Origin of the sequence: Shinella sp. S4-D37 (genome assembly GCF_040812195.1) — a bacterium.
In the GTDB taxonomy this organism is placed as follows: domain Bacteria; phylum Pseudomonadota; class Alphaproteobacteria; order Rhizobiales; family Rhizobiaceae; genus Shinella.
In genome coordinates this window covers 143180-161105 of the sequence record NZ_JBFNXL010000002.1, presented here as the reverse complement: position 1 = coordinate 161105, position 17926 = coordinate 143180, and the positions used below count along the sequence as shown (strand labels likewise).

The 17926-nt window shown below is 62.9% G+C and carries 14 protein-coding genes; 5 read left to right on the top strand and 9 right to left on the bottom strand.

Going from position 1 to position 17926, the window contains the following annotated elements:
- The first annotated feature begins 16 nt into the window (after window positions 1-16).
- Both pyc and AB3G45_RS02690 read left to right on the top strand, forming a co-directional pair.
- On the top strand, window positions 17-3475 hold the full coding sequence (pyc, locus tag AB3G45_RS02695) for a pyruvate carboxylase (RefSeq protein WP_367829118.1): 3459 nt from the start codon (window positions 17-19) through the stop codon (window positions 3473-3475).
- Between the two features lie 17 nt (window positions 3476-3492).
- Window positions 3493-3882 carry a tautomerase family protein gene (locus AB3G45_RS02690; protein WP_367829117.1) on the top strand — a complete coding sequence of 130 codons (390 nt, stop codon included), beginning with the start codon at window positions 3493-3495 and terminating at the stop codon, window positions 3880-3882.
- Between the two features lie 11 nt (window positions 3883-3893).
- On the opposite strand, the gene AB3G45_RS02685 is transcribed toward AB3G45_RS02690, so the two are convergent.
- From AB3G45_RS02685 to AB3G45_RS02665, 5 genes are all read right to left on the bottom strand, one after another.
- Entirely contained in the window at window positions 3894-4646 is a 753-nt protein-coding gene (locus AB3G45_RS02685; protein WP_367829116.1) for a sulfite exporter TauE/SafE family protein, read from the bottom strand.
- Between the two features lie 16 nt (window positions 4647-4662).
- Window positions 4663-6096 carry an NAD(P)(+) transhydrogenase (Re/Si-specific) subunit beta gene (locus tag AB3G45_RS02680; RefSeq protein WP_367829115.1) on the bottom strand — a complete coding sequence of 478 codons (1434 nt, stop codon included), beginning with the start codon at window positions 6094-6096 and terminating at the stop codon, window positions 4663-4665.
- Between the two features lie 16 nt (window positions 6097-6112).
- Window positions 6113-7696 (bottom strand): Re/Si-specific NAD(P)(+) transhydrogenase subunit alpha, encoded by a 1584-nt coding sequence (locus AB3G45_RS02675; protein WP_367829114.1) that lies wholly within the window; start codon window positions 7694-7696, stop codon window positions 6113-6115.
- 75 nt (window positions 7697-7771) lie between these two features.
- Window positions 7772-8776, bottom strand: a complete 1005-nt coding sequence (locus AB3G45_RS02670) for a Gfo/Idh/MocA family protein (RefSeq protein WP_367829113.1) — start codon at window positions 8774-8776, stop codon at window positions 7772-7774.
- Between the two features lie 25 nt (window positions 8777-8801).
- Window positions 8802-9923, bottom strand: coding sequence for a Gfo/Idh/MocA family protein (locus AB3G45_RS02665; RefSeq protein WP_367829112.1), 1122 nt, complete (start codon window positions 9921-9923; stop codon window positions 8802-8804).
- 197 nt (window positions 9924-10120) lie between these two features.
- Between AB3G45_RS02665 and iolE the strand changes: the two genes are divergently transcribed.
- Window positions 10121-11020: a myo-inosose-2 dehydratase gene (gene iolE, locus AB3G45_RS02660; protein ID WP_367829111.1), complete on the top strand. Its 900-nt coding sequence runs from the start codon at window positions 10121-10123 to the stop codon at window positions 11018-11020.
- Between the two features lie 401 nt (window positions 11021-11421).
- Here the strand turns inward: iolE and AB3G45_RS02655 are convergent, their stop codons facing one another.
- The 4 genes from AB3G45_RS02655 to AB3G45_RS02640 all read right to left on the bottom strand — a co-directional run bounded on the left by AB3G45_RS02655 (window position 11422) and on the right by AB3G45_RS02640 (window position 15631).
- Window positions 11422-12324 carry a sugar ABC transporter substrate-binding protein gene (locus tag AB3G45_RS02655; RefSeq protein WP_367829110.1) on the bottom strand — a complete coding sequence of 301 codons (903 nt, stop codon included), beginning with the start codon at window positions 12322-12324 and terminating at the stop codon, window positions 11422-11424.
- Between the two features lie 73 nt (window positions 12325-12397).
- The gene (locus AB3G45_RS02650; protein ID WP_367829109.1) at window positions 12398-13381 is read right to left on the bottom strand and encodes an ABC transporter permease; all 984 of its coding nucleotides are present in this window, start codon (window positions 13379-13381) and stop codon (window positions 12398-12400) included.
- A 2-nt stretch (window positions 13382-13383) separates the two neighbouring features.
- Window positions 13384-14178, bottom strand: coding sequence for an ATP-binding cassette domain-containing protein (locus tag AB3G45_RS02645; RefSeq protein ID WP_367829108.1), 795 nt, complete (start codon window positions 14176-14178; stop codon window positions 13384-13386).
- Between the two features lie 427 nt (window positions 14179-14605).
- Window positions 14606-15631 (bottom strand): LacI family DNA-binding transcriptional regulator, encoded by a 1026-nt coding sequence (locus AB3G45_RS02640; RefSeq protein ID WP_367829333.1) that lies wholly within the window; start codon window positions 15629-15631, stop codon window positions 14606-14608.
- Between the two features lie 200 nt (window positions 15632-15831).
- On the opposite strand from AB3G45_RS02640, the gene AB3G45_RS02635 reads away from it, so the two are divergent.
- Both AB3G45_RS02635 and AB3G45_RS02630 read left to right on the top strand, forming a co-directional pair.
- On the top strand, window positions 15832-16863 hold the full coding sequence (locus tag AB3G45_RS02635; protein ID WP_367829107.1) for a sugar ABC transporter substrate-binding protein: 1032 nt from the start codon (window positions 15832-15834) through the stop codon (window positions 16861-16863).
- Between the two features lie 101 nt (window positions 16864-16964).
- On the top strand, window positions 16965-17921 hold the full coding sequence (locus AB3G45_RS02630) for an ABC transporter permease (protein WP_367829106.1): 957 nt from the start codon (window positions 16965-16967) through the stop codon (window positions 17919-17921).
- The last annotated feature ends 5 nt before the right edge of the window (window positions 17922-17926 follow it).

Below are 17926 nucleotides of genomic sequence, written 5' to 3'. Positions count from 1 at the left end.
CCATTGGGGAGTTCCAATGCCCATTTCCAAGATTCTTGGCGCCAACCGTTCCGAAATCGCCATTCGCGTGTTCCGCGCGGCCAATGAACTGGGGCTCAAAACGGTCGCGATATGGGCGGAAGAGGACAAACTGGCACTGCACCGTTTCAAGGCGGACGAGAGCTACCAGATCGGCCGCGGCCCGCATCTTTCCCGCGATCTCGGGCCGATCGAGAGCTATCTGTCGATCGACGAGGTGATCCGCGTCGCCAAGCTCTCGGGCGCCGACGCCATTCATCCCGGCTACGGCCTTCTGTCGGAAAGCCCGGAATTCGTCGATGCCTGCGATGCGGCCGGCATCACCTTCATCGGCCCGCGGCCCGACACGATGCGCCAGCTCGGCAACAAGGTGGCCGCGCGCAATCTCGCCATTTCCGTCGGCGTTCCGGTCGTGCCGGCGACCGATCCGCTGCCGGACGACGAGGCGGAAATCCACCGTCTCGCCGCCAGGATCGGCTATCCCGTCATGCTGAAGGCCTCCTGGGGCGGCGGCGGACGCGGCATGCGCGCCATCCGCGATGCCAAGGACCTGATCCGCGAGGTGACGGAAGCCAAGCGCGAGGCCAAGGCCGCCTTCGGCAAGGACGAGGTCTATCTCGAAAAGCTCGTCGAGCGCGCCCGCCATGTCGAAAGCCAGATCCTCGGCGATACACACGGCAATGTCGTCCATCTCTTCGAGCGCGACTGCTCCATCCAGCGCCGCAACCAGAAGGTCGTCGAACGTGCGCCCGCACCCTACCTTTCCGAGGCGCAGCGCCAGGAACTGGCCGGCTATTCGCTGAAGATCGCCCATGCCACCAACTATGTCGGCGCCGGCACGGTCGAGTACCTGATGGATGCCGACAGCGGCAAGTTCTACTTCATCGAGGTGAACCCGCGCATCCAGGTCGAGCACACGGTCACGGAGGTCGTGACCGGCATCGACATCGTCAAGGCACAGATCCACATCCTCGACGGCGCGGCGATCGGCACGCCGGAATCGGGCGTGCCGGCGCAGGACGATATCCGCCTCAACGGACACGCCTTGCAGTGCCGCATCACCACGGAAGACCCGGAACAGAATTTCATCCCCGACTACGGCCGGATCACCGGCTATCGCTCGGCCTCGGGCTTCGGCATCCGCCTCGACGGCGGCACGGCCTATCCGGGCGCGGTCATCACCCGCTTCTACGATCCGCTGCTCGTCAAGGTCACGGCCTGGGCACCGAACCCGCTGGAAGCCATCACCCGCATGGACCGAGCGCTGCGCGAATTCCGCATCCGGGGCGTCGCGACCAACCTCACCTTCCTGGAAGCGATCATCGGCCACGAGGCCTTCCGCCACAACAGCTACACGACGCGCTTCATCGACACGACGCCGGAGCTCTTCCAGCAGGTCAAGCGCCAGGACCGCGCGACGAAGCTCTTGACCTACCTCGCCGACGTCACCGTCAACGGCCATCCGGAGGCCAAGGGCCGCCCGAAGCCGCCGGCCGACGTCGCAAAGCCCGCCGTGCCCTTCATCGAGGGCGAGATCGTCGCCGGCACCAAGCAGAAGCTCGACGAGCTTGGGCCGAAGAAGTTCGCCGAATGGGTGCGCGGCGAAACCCAGGTCTTCCTCACCGACACGACCATGCGCGACGGCCACCAGTCGCTGCTGGCGACGCGCATGCGCACGCACGACATCGCCCGCGTCGCCGGCACCTATGCGCGGGCGCTTCCGCAGCTCTTCTCGCTGGAATGTTGGGGCGGCGCCACCTTCGACGTCTCCATGCGGTTCCTGACGGAAGACCCGTGGGACCGCCTCGCCCGCATCCGCGAGGACGCGCCGAACCTGCTTCTCCAGATGCTGCTGCGCGGGGCGAACGGCGTCGGTTACAAGAACTATCCCGACAATGTCGTGAAGTATTTCGTCCGCCAGGCGGCGAAGGGCGGCATCGACGTCTTCCGCGTCTTCGACTGCCTGAACTGGGTCGACAACATGCGCGTCTCGATGGACGCGGTTGCAGAAGAGAACCGGATCTGCGAGGCGGCGATCTGCTATACCGGCGATCTCCTCAACTCCGCCCGTCCGAAGTATGACCTGAAATACTATACCGCGCTTGCGAGCGACCTGGAAAAGGCCGGCGCGCACATGATCGCGGTCAAGGACATGGCGGGCCTCCTGAAGCCGGCCGCCGCCCGCGTGCTCTTCAAGGCGCTGCGCGAGGCGACCGACCTGCCGATCCATTTCCACACCCATGACACGTCGGGCATTGCCGCCGCGACCGTCCTTGCCGCCGTCGAATCCGGCGTCGACGTGGTGGATGCCGCCATGGACGCGCTGTCGGGCAACACCTCCCAGCCCTGCCTCGGCTCGATCGTCGAGGCGCTGAAGGGTTCCGAACGCGATCCGGGCCTCGATCCGGAATGGATCCGCCGCATCTCCTTCTACTGGGAGGCCGTGCGCTTCCAGTACGCCGCCTTCGAGAGCGACCTCAAGGGGCCGGCCTCGGAGGTCTATCTCCACGAGATGCCCGGCGGCCAGTTCACCAATCTCAAGGAACAGGCCCGCTCGCTCGGCCTCGAGACCAAGTGGCACAAGGTCGCCCAGGCCTATGCCGACGCCAACCGGATGTTCGGCGACATCGTCAAGGTGACGCCGTCCTCCAAGGTGGTGGGCGACATGGCGCTGATGATGGTCTCCCAGGACCTCACCGTCGCCGATGTGGAGAACCCGGCGAAGGACGTCTCCTTCCCCGAATCCGTCGTCTCCATGCTGAAGGGCGACCTCGGCCAACCCCCGGGCGGGTGGCCGGCAGCACTCCAGAAGAAGGCGCTCAAGGGCGAGCAGGCCTATACCGCCGTGCCGGGCTCGCTGCTGCCGCCGGCCGATCTCGATGCCGAGCGCAAGGCCATCGAGGACAAGCTGGAGCGCAAGGTCGACGATTTCGAGTTCGCCTCCTATCTCATGTATCCTAAGGTCTTCACCGACTATGCGCTGGCCGCCGATACCTACGGCCCGGTCAGCGTGCTACCGACGCCGGCCTATTTCTACGGCCTTGCCCCCGGCGAGGAGCTTCAGCCGGAACTGGAGAAGGGCGTCTCCCTCGTCATCCTGCACCAGGCGAAAAGCGAGCCGGATGCACAGGGCATGGTCAAGGTGTTCTTCGAGCTGAACGGCCAGCCGCGCCTCATCAAGGTACCGGACCGCAACCGCGCGGCCACCTCGGCCGTCCGCCGCAAGGCCGATACCGCCAATACCGCCCATCTCGGCGCGCCGATGCCGGGCGTGATCTCCACGGTCTCGGTCTCCGCCGGCCAGACGGTCAAGGCGGGCGACGTCCTGCTCTCCATCGAGGCCATGAAGATGGAGACGGCGCTGCATGCGGAAAAGGACGGCACGGTCTCCGAGGTGCTGGTCAAGGCCGGCGACCAGATCGACGCCAAGGACCTCCTTATCGTCTACGGCGCTTGAAACAGAAAGGACTTATCATGCCGCTTTTGAAAATCCACACGATCGAGGGCCGCACGCCGGAGGAAATCTCCACCCTGCTCGATGTTCTCCATCGCGCCATGGTCGATTCCTTCGGTGTCCCGGAGGACGATCGCTACCAGATCCTGTCCCAGCATCCGGCGGACCATTTGCGGGCGCTCGACACCGGCCTCGGATTCACGAGGACGAAGAAATTCGTGCTCGTCGAGATTGTTTCAAGGCCGCGGACCCGTGCGCAAAAGGAACTGTTCTATGAAAAGGCATGCTCCGGTTTGCTCCGGGCGTGCGGCATCGGCTCAACCGACGTGATGTTCACGTTCGTGACGAATTCAGACGAGGACTGGTCTTTCGGGCTCGGCCAGGCGCAGTTCCTGACCGGCGCTCTCTGACACAAACGACGCTAGAGAGCGGTCGCCAGATAGTCCCAGACCAGCTTCAGCGACAGGCCGAGAAGCGTGATCTCGATCAGGCGGAAGAAGATGCCGTCGGGGATCATCATGGTCAGCCGCCGCCCGACGACGGTCCCGGCAATCGCCGGGACGGCAAGCCATAGCGCAAGCGGGATATCGAAGTTCTCGAACTGCCGCATCTGCCAGTAGGGGACGATCTTCGCCGCGTTGACGATGGCGAACAGGATCGTCGCCGTCCCGGCGAAGGTCATCTTCGAAAGCCGCTGCGGCAAGACATACATCTGGAACGTCGGCCCGCCCGAGTGCGATACAAAACTCGTCAGGCCCGTCAGCACGCCCCAGAACAGGCCGCGCCCGACATCCGCCGGCCTTGCGGTTTCGCGGAAACGTTTCCCGAACCACACATTGGCGCAGAAGAGCACGCCGACGAGGCCGACGAGCATGCCGATGAACAGGCTCGACAGGTTGGCGCTGAAGAGCCAGCCGATCCCGACGCCGACCAATGCCGCCGGGATCAGGATCAGCAGGTTCCGGCCCGAATATTCCTTCCGGTAGAGATAGAGGCCGACGAAATCGCTCGCTACGAAGATCGGCGACAGCAAGGCGGCCGCCGTGATCGGCGGTATGGCCATGGCGAGGATCGGCACGGCCAATGTCCCGACCGATGGAAGCCCGCCTTTCGACATGCCGACGAAGAAACAGGCGATGGCTGCAACGGCCAGCAACCCTGGAGAATGTTCCATCGACCCGTTCTCCGATTCAGGCGAGTGCCGGGAGCAACTGATCGATGCTCTTCTTGGCATCGCCATAGAACATGCGGGTATTGTCCTTGTAGAAGAGCGGGTTCTCGATGCCAGAGTAGCCGGTGCCCTGGCCGCGCTTGGAGACGAACACCTGCCTGGCCTTCCACACTTCGAGGACGGGCATGCCCGAGATCGGCGAGTTCGGGTCTTCCTGGGCGGCCGGGTTGACGATGTCGTTCGAGCCGATGACGATGACGACGTCGGTGTTCGGGAAGTCCTCGTTGATCTCGTCCATCTCCAGCACGATGTCATAGGGGACCTTGGCTTCGGCGAGCAGCACGTTCATGTGGCCCGGCAGGCGGCCGGCGACGGGGTGGATGGCGAAGCGCACGGTCTTGCCGGAAGCCCGCAGTTTTCGCGTGAGTTCCGAGACCGATTGCTGGGCCTGCGCCACCGCCATGCCGTAGCCCGGCACGATGACGATGCTGTCGGCCTCGTTGAGCGCCGCGACCACGCCCTCCGCATCTATGGCCACCTGCTCGCCTGATATCTCCATCTGCGGGCCGGTCGTCGCGCCGAAGCCGCCGAGGATGACCGAGATGAAGGAGCGGTTCATCGCCTTGCACATGATGTAGGAGAGGATCGCACCCGACGAGCCGACCAGCGCGCCGGTGACGATGAGAAGGTCGTTGCCGAGCGTGAAGCCGATGGCCGCGGCCGCCCAGCCGGAATAGCTGTTCAGCATCGACACCACCACCGGCATGTCGGCCCCGCCGATGCCCATGATCAGGTGATAGCCGATGAAGAAGGCGGCAAGCGTCATGACGACCAGCGTCCAGGCCCCGGCGCCGTTGACGTAGAGGATGAGCAGGACGAGCGACAGCAGCGCCGCACCGGCATTGAGGGCGTGCCCGCCCGGCAGCTTCCTGGCCTTGCCGTCCACCTTGCCGGCCAGCTTGCCGAAGGCGACGACCGAGCCGGTGAAGGTGACCGCCCCGATGAACACGCCGAGGAACACCTCGACCTTCAGGATCGTGAGTTCGACGGGCTCCTTGTGGGCGAGGAGCGCGGCAAAGCCGGTCAGCGCGGAGCGGCCGGCTTCGTCGAGGCTTGCGACATGCGCCGCCTCGATATGGGCGTTGAAGCCGATAAAGACGGCGGCAAGGCCGACGAAGGAGTGCAGCGCCGCGACGAGCTGCGGCATCTCGGTCATCTGCACGCGCGAGGCGACGTAAGACCCGAGCACCGCGCCGCCCGATATCATCAGCACGATGATGAACCAGTTGCCGACATCGGGCCCGATGACCGTGGCGACGACGGCGAGCGCCATGCCCACGATGCCGTACCAGACGGCGCGCTTGGCGCTTTCCTGGCCGGACAGACCGCCGAGGGAGAGGATGAAGAGGATGGCTGCCGCGATATAGGCGGCCGAAACGATACCGATGGTCATGATGCAAATCCCCCGATCACGACTTCTGGAACATGGCGAGCATGCGCCGGGTGACGAGGAAGCCGCCGACGATGTTGACCGTGGCGATCAGCACCGAGAGCGCCGACAGCACCACCACCAGCCCGTTGCCGGAGCCGATCTGCAGCAGCGCGCCGAGGATGACGATGCCGGAGACGGCATTGGTGACGGCCATCAGCGGCGTGTGCAGCGCGTGGCTGACGTTCCAGATGACCTGGAAGCCGACGAAGCAGGCGAGCACGAAGACGATGAAGTGGCTCATGAAGGCGGCGGGCGCGAAGGCCCCGACGATCAGCAGCAGCGCCGTGCCGACGGCCAACAGCGCCAGCTGGTTCTTCGTCCCGGCCTTGAAGGCGGCCGCTTCCGCCGCGCGCTTTTCCTCCGGCGTCGGTTCCTTGACCTTTTCCTTCGGTTTCTGCGCGGCGATCGCCGCGATCTTCGGCGGCGGCGGGGGATAGGTGATCGCCCCATCGAAGGTGACCGTCGCCCCACGGATGACGTCGTCCTCCATATTGTGCACGATCTGGCCGTCCTTGCCGGGCGTCAGGTCGGTCAGCATGTGGCGGATATTGGTGGCGTAGAGCGCCGAGGACTGCGCGGCCATGCGGCTCGGGAAGTCCGTATAGCCGATGACGGTGACGCCGTTGTCCGAGACGATCTTCTGGTCGGCGACGGTGAGGTCGCAATTGCCGCCGCGCTCGGCGGCGAGGTCGACGACGACCGAGCCCGGCTTCATCGCCGCCACCATGTCGGCAAGCCACAGTTTCGGCGCGTCACGGCCGGGGATCAGCGCCGTGGTGATGACGATATCCATCTGCGGGGCAAGCTCACGGAACTTGGCAAGCTGCTTCTCGCGGAACTCCGGCGAGGACGGGGCGGCATAGCCGCCGGTCGCCGCGCCATCCTGTACGCCGCCGCCCTGACCTTCGGCGAAATCGAGATAGACGAACTCCGCGCCCATGCTCTCGATCTGCTCGGCAACCTCGGGGCGCACGTCGAAGGCATAGGTCTGCGCGCCGAGCGAGGTGGCGACACCGGTGGCGGCAAGGCCCGCGACGCCCGCGCCGATCACCAGCACCCTGGCCGGCGGCACCTTGCCGGCGGCCGTGATTTGGCCGGTGAAGAAGCGGCCGAAATGGTTGCCCGCCTCGATGACCGCGCGGTAGCCGGCGATATTGGCCATCGACGACAGCGCGTCCATCTTCTGGGCTCGGCTGATACGCGGCACCATGTCCATGGCGATGACGGTCGCGCCCTTCGAACGGGCCTGCTCCAGCAGTTCGGCATTCTGGCCGGGATAGAAGAACGAGATCAGCGTCTTGCCCGGAGACAGGAGGTCGACTTCCGCCGTCGTGGGCGGGCGGACCTTGACGATGACGTCCGCCGCCGCCAGCGCAGCCGCGTCATCGACCACCGTCACGCCGGCAGCCCGGTAGGCATCGTCCGATATGCCGGCCAGAAGACCCGCGCCGGCCTCGATGAGGCAGGCATAGCCCAGCTTGCCGAGCTGAACCGCGCTGTCCGGTGTCAGTGCGACACGGGCTTCTCCCCGGAACACCTCGCATGGCGAACCAATCTTCATCTTGTTTGTCCCTATGTCTATGCTGTCGAGGGGGGTAGGTTCGCCGATTGAGCGATATGTGTTGTGAAACTAGAACTAGACAGCTTCACTTGGCAGCGGCTTGGGAGGAAGTTTGAACTCTACGCGCTGACGCCCGGTCAAGGCCTCGACAATCTGGTCCGCAAGGCATGTCGCGACGAGCCCATCCCACGCAGTCGCGCCTTCCACCGGCGGCGTGCCGCTATGGATGCCATCGATCCACGCCTGGTTCTGTATGCGGTATGCGTCGAGGAATCTCGGAATCCAGTTGGACGGAAACGAACCGCATTCGGCCCGCTGGTGACGGATACGAGTCAGTGCGGGGTGCGCCAGTCCGATGGTCCCTTTCGCACAGACGGCCTCCGCTTGGACATGGTAGCCGTAGGCCGCGTTCATGAAAATCTCCACTGAGACCAGTGTGCCGGCTTTCGTTTCTAGAACGAAGAGAGCCGGATCAGCGGTCTTCCCCTCCTCCGAAGGGTATGGGAAAGCGGTGACCGCTGTATATTCGGTGGACAGGAGCCAGCGAGAAATATCGAGCTCGTGAACAAGGGAGTTCGTGACGGCCATTGCGCCCGTAAACCAGGGCGGCGCCGCCGCATTGCGGTGCTGGCAGTGCAGGATGTGCACGCCGCCGAGCGCCTTCCCCTCGATCACCGCTTTCATCTCACGGTAGGCCGGGTCGAAACGGCGCATGAACCCGGTCTGGACCAATTGTCGGCCGGACCGGATTTCCGCCTGCACGATCTCCATACATTCGGCGCTGCTGGTGGCTAGGGGCTTCTCGCAGAGGACCGGCTTGCCCGCGGCGATTGCCGCGAGCACGAGGCGGTGATGCGTCGAATCCGGCGAAGCGACGAGGACCGCTTCGACGGCAGGATCGGCAATCAGCCCCTCGGCATTCGTCATAGCCTTCGCACCGTTCGCCGCCGCTTGCGCCCGAGGTAGGTCCGCATCGGCGACAGCCACGAGATGCCCACCGGAAACCTCCGTGGCGAGGATGCGGGCATGCTCCGCTCCCATCACGCCCGCGCCGATGACGCCTATCCCTATACTTGCCATGATCCCCTCCCCCCGCACCTTTGTGTCATGAGCGGTCCACGTCGAGCCAGTTGCCCGCGCGGGAAGATTTCTGGATCGTCTCCACCAGCGTCTGGATGCGCAGGCCCGCGCGGAAATTGAATGGCTCCGGCCGCAGGCCGGCAATCGCCTCCAGATAGCCCGCGACCTCGATCGCCTTCAGGTCGTTGAAGCCGAGCTGATGGCCGGGGGCGACGCAGAAGCGGCCATAGGGCACATGGTCGGGACCGGCCTCGATACGGCGGAAACCCTGCCGGCCCTTGGCATCCGCCGTCGAATAGAAGTGAAGTTCGTTGAACCGCTCCTGCGAGAAGGCGAGCGCGCCCCTGGTGCCGTAGACCTCGAAATCGTGCTGCATCTTGCGGCCGGTCGCGATCCAGTTGCCCTCGATCGAACCCGTGGCACCGTTTTCGAAGCGCAGGAAGGCACGGCCGACGTCGTCCGTCTCGACGGCACGGACACCGCCCTTGCCGTCGGGGCGGCCGGCGATCATCGTGACGCAATCGCCCATGACCTTGCTGATCGGCCCGAGCAGGAATTCGGCGGTCGCCAGCGCATGGCTGCCGATATCCGCCAGCGCGCCGCCGCCGGCCGGATCGTGCCGGAAGGTGAAAGGCGCATTCGCATCGGCCATGTAGTCCTCCGCATGGAGGCCGCGGTAGCCGCGGATTTCGCCGAGTTCCCCGCCCTCGATCATCTCCTTCGCGAGGCTGAGCATCGGATTGCAAAGATAGTTGAAACCGACCTGCGTCCTGATGCCGGCCTTTTCCGCCGCCTCCGCCATTTCCCGTGCATCGGTAGCAAGCGGGGCGAGCGGCTTCTCACAATAAACGTGCTTGCCCGCAGCGATTGCGGCCAGCGCCATTTCCTTATGCAGGGCATTGGGGGCCGTGATGTCGATGATGTCGATCGTCGGGTCCGTCACCAGGCTGTGCCAGTCATCCGTGGCATGCGCGAAGCCAAAGGCAGCCTGTGCGGCTTCCGCCTGTGCAATAGTCACGTCGGCGATGGTGGCAAGCTCCACATCGTAGGGCAGGTCGAAGACCCGCTCCGCGGCGGCGAAGCCGAACACATGCGTCTTGCCCATGAAACCCGACCCGATGAGGCCAAGACGGAGCTTCTTCTTCATTCTCTCAATTCCTCGGATGATGTGCCTGCGGCCTCCTCCGGCCGCTCGAATGCAATTATCTTTGCACTGATATTGAATTGTCAATATTTGTTTTGTATGAAACCTCCATGCGAGGAGGAGGCGACAGTGAAGGCCGTTTTTCGGCGGGTCGGACTTCGCGCAGACGAAAGACCGACCCTTTGACGCGGAGAACGACCATGAAAGCCAGACTCGGCATTGCGCCCATCGCATGGTGGAACGACGACCTGCCGGAAATCAGCAGCGACATCTCGCTGGAAGGCTGCCTTGCCGAAGCCGCGGAGGCCGGCTTTACCGGCATGGAGACCGGCCGCCGCTTCCCGATGGACGCAAAGATCCTGCGTCCCATCCTCGACAAGCACGGCATCCAGGTCTGCGGCGGCTGGTTCTCCGGCCTGCTGCTCGATGGCGACATCGAGGCGGAGAAAGACCGGATCGCCGAGCAGATGGCGCTGTTCAAGGCGGTCGGCGCCCCCTGCATCGTATATGGCGAGACGGCCGGCACCATCCAGGGCGATCGCCATGCGCCCCTTTCGACCAAGCGCCGACTCTCCGAGGACGAGATCGCGGTCTACGGCCGCAAGATGACGGTCTTCGGCGAGTGGTGCGGCGACCAGGGCATGCCGATCTCCTATCATCACCACATGGCAGCCCCCATCGAGACCGAGGAGGAACTCGACCTCCTGATGAAACATTCCGGCGAAGGCCTGCCGCTACTCTTCGACGCCGGCCACATGGCCTTTGCCGGCGGCGACGTGCTGCGCGTCATCGACAAGCATCACAAGCGCATCACCCACGTCCACACCAAGGACGTCCGCCTGTCCGTCATCAACGCGCTCGACCGCACGAGGGAAAGCTTTCTCGACGCCGTCATAAAAGGCGCCTTCACGGTCCCCGGCGACGGCAGCCTCGATTTCGAGGCCATCGTCAAGCGCCTCGCCTCCTACGGCTATGAAGGCTGGTTCGTCGTCGAAGCGGAGCAGAACCCCGCCCACAACGCGCCACTCGACATGGCCAAGATCGGCCATAAGGAACTCCTGCGCGTCATGGCCGCCGCCGGCTATGAGGTGATCCGCTAAGGATGCGGCGCGCCGGCTGGCGCGCCGTTCAGCCTACTTTCGGGCCAACGTGGAGACCGCGGCAGTGGCACACTATGCCGCTCGCTTTTTGCCCCCGACGTCGAATGCCTCATCAAGGCACGCGTGGTCCCAGCCTTATTCCACCGCCCGAACGGCGAGCGGCAAGAGTAAGCGGGATCAACACGGAATCACCCCTTCTGCCCGAAATCATCCGTTACCAGGAACGCATGTGAAGTGAGCGACACGACAATTTGGCAATCCGCCGACCACATTGCGCGCGCCCCCGATCCGGATTGATCGGAGACGCGCGCCTTTGCCTTGGGAGGCTAAGCCATTGCAGTTCTGAAACCTGATCGCTATCGGCAATCAGGCTCAATGCGCATTCGACGTGACGCTTTGCCTTACTTGTAGTCGTTGGCGTTGTCCTTGATCACCAGGACAGTGCCAGGGTCCGTAACCAACGGCACATCTTTTCCGGCCTTCATGTCGACGAGGATCTGGATACCGAGGCCGGCCATCTCGGCTGGCGCTTGTGCGATAGACGCCGTCATCTCACCCGCAAGAATGGAGTTGGCCGCATCCGGATTGGCATCGTAGCCGACGACCATCACCTTATCGAGCTTCTCCGCGGCCTTGAGGGCTTCGACAGCACCGAGCGCCATGTTGTCATTGGAGCCGAAGATGCCTGCGATGTTCGGGTTGCCGCTCAGGATCGTCTCCGTCACCGCCAGTCCCTTGGCCCGGTCCCAATCCGCGGGCTGTGCGGACACGATCTTCATTCCGCAGGCCTCAAGTGCCTTTTTGGCCCCGTTGTAGCGGTCCGCGCCGTTCGTCGTCGTCATCACACCCTGGAGGATGGCAACTTCAGAGCCTTCAGGCAGGTTCTTGCACATGAACTCGCCGGCAAGCTTGCCGCCTGAAAGGTTGTTGGTCCCGACGAACGGAACCCCTTCGTTAGTCCCGACACCATCGACGAACACGACCGGAATTCCGGCTTCCTTCGCCTGATCGACCACCGGTCCTAGTGCCGCCGGGTCGGTCGGCGCGAGGGCGATGCCTGAGACCTTCTGCGCGATCAGGTCTTCGATCTGGCTGATCTGCGCCTGAATGTCGGTCTCGCTCGGCGGCGCAACAACAATGACCTCGACGCCGAGTTCCTGGCCCTTTTCCTTTGCGCCTTTCTCGAAGGCGGCCCAGTACGGATTGCCCGATGCAGGTCCCTTCATGCTGACTACATAGGTGTCAGCAAATGCCGCGCCCATCATCATGGTCAGGGCAACACCAGACAGAAGAATGCTTTTCATTTCCAAATCCTCCCAGGTCTCTGAAAGATTTCTCCGGGTGCGCTGAGACAAACACGCCTCCGGACTTGGTTCGTTACTTCCGCGTCGCGGCCTTCCGGCGGATGACGTCGATGTAGACCGCGACAATGATGACGATGCCGATCAGGATCATCTGCCAAAAGGCGCTCACGTTGTTTATGTTGAGGCCGTTGCGGAGGAGGCCCATGATAAGGACGCCCGCGAGGACACCGAGCACGCTGCCCCGGCCGCCGAAGAACGATGCGCCACCGATGATGACTGCCGCGATCGCATCGAGCTCGATGCCGATACCCGCGTTCGGGAAGCCGCTTCCGGTGCGACCGACCAATAGAAGTCCGGCGAGCCCCGCGAAGGAGCCGCAGATCATGTAGACGATGATAAGGACCTTATCGACATTGACGCCCGAAACGCGCGCAGCATGGGAATTGCCGCCGATCGCAAAAATATGCCGGCCAGTCGAGGTGTAGTTCAGGAACAACCAGAGACCCAGAGCGCAGATCGCCACCAGGACGATACTCACCGGAATGCCTGCGGGAGCCTGGAATATCCCCAGCGTCCAGTATTTGACGCCGAGGTAACGGATTTCCGGGGAGAGGCCGGTGACGGGCGATCCACCGGTGACGAGATAGGTCACGCCGCGCGCGATGTTGAGCGTTCCGAGCGTCATGATGAATGGATGCGGCAGGGTGAGCCAAGTTAGTCCGGCTCCGTTTATGAACCCGACGGCGAGACCCACGGCAGGCCCGATCAGAAGACACAATTCCCACGGCACTCCGGCCTGCGCCGCAAGCGCGATGCATACCATGGCGAGAGCCATGATGGAGCCGACCGACAGGTCGATACCCCCGGTGATGATGACCACAAGCATTCCCAAAGCCAGCAACGCCAGTGAGGCGTTTTGCTTCAAGATGTTCGACAGGTTCTCCGCAGAAAGAAACACGTCCGGTTTGATGAGGGCCAGAACGATCATCATAACCACGACGACCGCGATGATGCCGTATGTTTCGAGGAATTTCGAAAGTTTGGGATGATAAAACATGGTCATTTCACCTGGTCATGAGCAAGTTGCGCTGAGTGACCCTTGGTACCCATGATCCAGCCGATAACTTCGTTGCGGTTCGTGTCGGCGAGCTGCGCTTCAGCGAAGTTCGTGCCCTGATAGAGCGCGATCACGCGGTCGCAGCAGTAGAAAATGTCGTCCATCCGGTGCGAGATGATGATGACGGCCACGCCGTGCTCCTTGAGCGACCGGATGAGATCGAGCACCTTGCCGACCTCCTTGATCGCAAGCGCGGCGGTTGGCTCATCCATGATAACCAGCTTGGCGTCGAACGCGGTCGCCCGTGCGATTGCCACGGCCTGGCGCTGCCCGCCGCTGAGGTTCTCAGTGTTCTGGTCGATCGACTTGACGTGGATTTTAAGCTTGTCGAGGTGCTCGGCTGCCATTTGACGGGCTTTGGCGTGGTCCACGATACGCAATGGCCCGATCTTCGGACCGGGCTCGCGACCAAGAAAAATGTTCTCGTAAATCGGCATGTTTCCGGCGAGAGCGAAGTCCTGGTACACCATCTCGATACCGAGCCGGCGTGCCTCTTTCGGACTTGAGAAGTGAACCGGGCCGCCTTGAAAGATGAGTTGTCCCTCACTCGGCGTATAGAGCCCAGACAGGATCTTCATCAGGGTGCTCTTGCCCGCACCATTGTCCCCGACCACGCCGAGTACCTCCCCATGATCGACATGGAAGTTGATGTTGTTCAGGGCGGTGATGGCGCCGAAGTATTTCGATATACCCTTGGCTTCCAGCAACACGCCTCCCCTCGGCTGCACTGTGCTCACTATCTCTCCTCCCTTGTGGTCCAGCATGGCCGAGACCACAACGTTATTTTCAATATATTATTTCAAGCACAATTCATTGCGAATTTTGACAACGCGAATTCCGCCAATGCCTTAAAACTTAGGACGGCGAGAGGTTAGAAATTCGATCCGTCTCTCAACCTGCAAGACGCTCCCTTCGATCGGCTCCAAACTGGAGCCTTTGGACGTCGAAACAATTGGAACACCTCCTCGTCCAATGTCGCGGTTGCCATGTGCGCAAGATTAATTGCATACTCAATGATATGTCAACATTTGTTCCGCAAAGACTTCGCACTTCCGACTTTATCCCTCGAATAGACATGGGACCAGGTAAAGCGGTCGAGGGGCGGCAATCCTGCAGGTTTTGATCGCGGTTGCCATCGGCGAGATATAGCGTCTGAACGGGCACCTAAAGCCCGCAATTGTATCGCGTGTGAACGAGGATCTGCGAGTGGCCCGGCTCGATCGTCACACCATGCAGATTGTCCTTGATCCACCTTGCCGCCGATGCGAGCTCGGCTCCGAAATCATGAGAGATCACATAGTTCATCGTTCCGCTCTCCAGCAGGTGGCGGGAGTGGTTCGACAGTTCGTGCCCAACAAAGATGGTTTCGTCCGCTTTGCCGGCATTTTCCAGCGCTTTGGCGACGCCGCGATTTCCGCCGGCGACGTTGTAGATTGCGGCGGGTTGCCCATTCGCCTCGAAGTATCGCGTCAGTTGATCGCAGGTGCTCTCCGATCTCTCGTCGGAGATTACCCGCTCCTCGATCTTGAGATAAGGAAAGTCGGACCGCAAAACGCGCCGGAACCCCATCTCGCGCTCTTGCTGGCACCGGAATGGCACGCTCATGACGATCAGGATGCTCTTGTGCTCCTTCGGCAACGCGTTGCCGATCAGCAGAGCAGCCACGCTTCCGGCGGCATATTGGTCGTTGCCGACATAGGCGCTTCTTCGCGAGCTCGGCAGATCCGTGGTGAGGCAGATCACCGGCCTGCCGATCGTGCGCAGCTTGCGGATCGCCCTGTTGACCGACGGGTGTTCCCGGGCGATGACGACGACACCGTCGGCTTCGCTGCCCTCCTGCTCGACGCGCCTTGCAAAGGCGAGCGGATCGACCTCGCTGGTCGTCACGTAGGCACCCTGGATGTCTACGCCAGCCAAGGTCCGGTTCACTTCTGAAACCGCCGCCGCTATGGCCGCATTGAATGTTTCACCCGAGTCGCAGAACAGGCGGATCAGCACCGGAATCTCCCTGCCGGTGTTCTCGTCGCGAAGTTTCTCCAGGGCGCCAAGGACACGCGCCCTGGTCTTTTCCCTGACCCCGCTGCGGTTGTTGAGCACCCGGTCCACGGTCGCCGAGCCAACGCCCGCGAGCCTGGCGATTTCCTGGACCGATGGTCCTTTCCACGTTCGCACCTGCACAGGCTCCGCCATTTTCACTCCCGTTTCCTGATGTGTTCCCGATCACCACGCGGAAAGCCGGCCTTGGAAGAACAGGTTTCCGAACACGTTACTGCAAAATGGTGCCGCGCAGCATAGTTGATGGAAAGTACATCGCCAAAGGCCCTCGGTTTCGTTGAATGATGGCATTTCAATCGGGATAATCAAGCTGTCAATTGGAGGAGGAGGATCCGATGAACTTCAACAAGCCCTTACTGGTTTCTGCCTTGCTGGCCGCAACCGCTCTCGGTGGCGCTGTCCACGCACAGGACAGCGAGAAGCAGTACCGTTTCGTCATGGTCTCGCATATCGGCTCGAACGACCCGAACATGGGTTGGCTGACGACGTCGATGGCGGAGTTCGAAAAGCGATATCCGAACGTCAAGACCGAGTATATTTCGACCAACAACTACTCCGTCCAGGAGCACGTCCGTCTTCTGGAGCAGGCGATCTCGACCCAGCCGGACGGCATCGCCGTGCCGATCGTTAGTTCCGACGCCTTCGAAGGCCCGCTGCGCAAGGCGATCGAGGCCGGCATTCCGGTCGTCGCCTTCAACATTCCCGATAGCCGCCCGGATGGCGAGCGCATTCCCTACCTCACCTATGTCGGCGGCGACGAGTTCCTGACGGGCAAAAAGCTCGGCGAATATGCACTCCAGAAGGTGGAAGCCGGCGAGATCCCGAAGCCGACCCACATGGTCTGCGCAAGCCATGACTCGGCCCACCAGGGCCTCAAGGCGCGCTGCGCAGGCATGAGGGAAGTGATGGAGGCGGCAGGCGCCAAGTTCGACGAGCTCTTCATCGGCGCGGAGCCGGCGACGGCGCGCAACACGCTGCAATCCTTCCTGCAGGCCAACCCGGACACCAACTATATCTTCACGGTCGCCGGCTGGTCGTCTCCCTGGGCCTGGGGCGTCGCCAACGAGATGAATCTCGATCCCGATGTCGACGACAAGGGCGTGACCGTGCTCACCGTCGACGAAGGCCCGGTGTCAATCGAAGGCGTGCGCGCCGGGCACATTCTCGCGACGAACAGCCAGGGCTTCTGGCTGCAGGGCTACGCGCCCATGGAATGGCTCTACTGGAATAAGCAGTTCGGCTATGCGCCGCAGTCGGACATCCTGACCGGCCCCGTGGTGATCAACAAGGACAATGCCGACAAGTGGGCCGAGCTGGTTCGCGGCGTCTTCGGCGACAAGGCCTACGACGAGCAGAACACCTGGTAAGGTTTCCTCCCGGGAAGGCAGCGGGATACCCGTAGGGACCCGCTGTCCTTTTTCCTGTGCGCGTGCCTTGCGCGCACGCTGAAACCACTGGGCAGAGTATCATGAAACAGCTTGTTCGAGGCCAGGGCTTCGGCGCGATCATCGGTGCCGTCGTCATGCTGGCCGTCTTTACCCTCATCGATTTTTCCGGCTGGTGGACGATCCAGACCATTTCCAACGTCACCCAGTTCACCGCCATCCTCGCCTTCGTGGCGATGGGTCAGGCCCTGGTGATCATGACGAAGGAGATCGACCTGTCGGTGGGCTCGGTCTACGGCCTTGCGGGCGTTGCCTTCATCACGATGGAGCCGGCGCTCGGTGTTCCAGGCTCATTCCTCGTCGCACTCGGTGTCGCCGCGCTTGTCGGGCTCGTCCAGGCGATCGCCGTGGTCAAGCGCGAGCTTCCCTCGATGATCGTGACGCTGGGCGGCCTGTTCACGGCACGCGGCATCATCTATGTCTGGACAGGCGGCTCCGTGCACAACTTTTCGCCGGATGCGCGCAGCCACCCGCTGACCCGCCTGTTCGGCGGCGAGCTTTTCGGCATCGAGGCCGCCATTCTCTGGCTGGTCGCGATCGCCGCCATCCTCAGCCTTGTTCTCTGGGCGACCCCATTCGGAAACCGGCTGCTGGCCACGGGCGGCAGCCGGGAGAGCGCGGAATCGCGCGGGGTGCGCACGGATCGCGTCAAGATCGCCGCGTTCGTCCTGTGCTCCCTGCTGGCCGGCTTCGCGGGAATCCTGACGCTCTGCAACCAGCCCCAGACCCATGTGACGCTCGGCGAGAACATGGAGTTGGAGGCGATCGCCGCAGCCGTCATCGGCGGCTGCCTGCTGACGGGCGGACGCGGCTCGATCCTCGGCGCCATTCTCGGCGCGCTCATCGTCGTCAGCTTCCGCTACGAGCTGATCGCACTCGGCGCGCCGTCGTCCTGGTACATCACCTTCGTCGGCGTGGTGCTCATCGCGGCGGTCATCTTCAACCAGAAACTGGCCCGGTTCCTCGGGCACAGCGTTTGACGCGG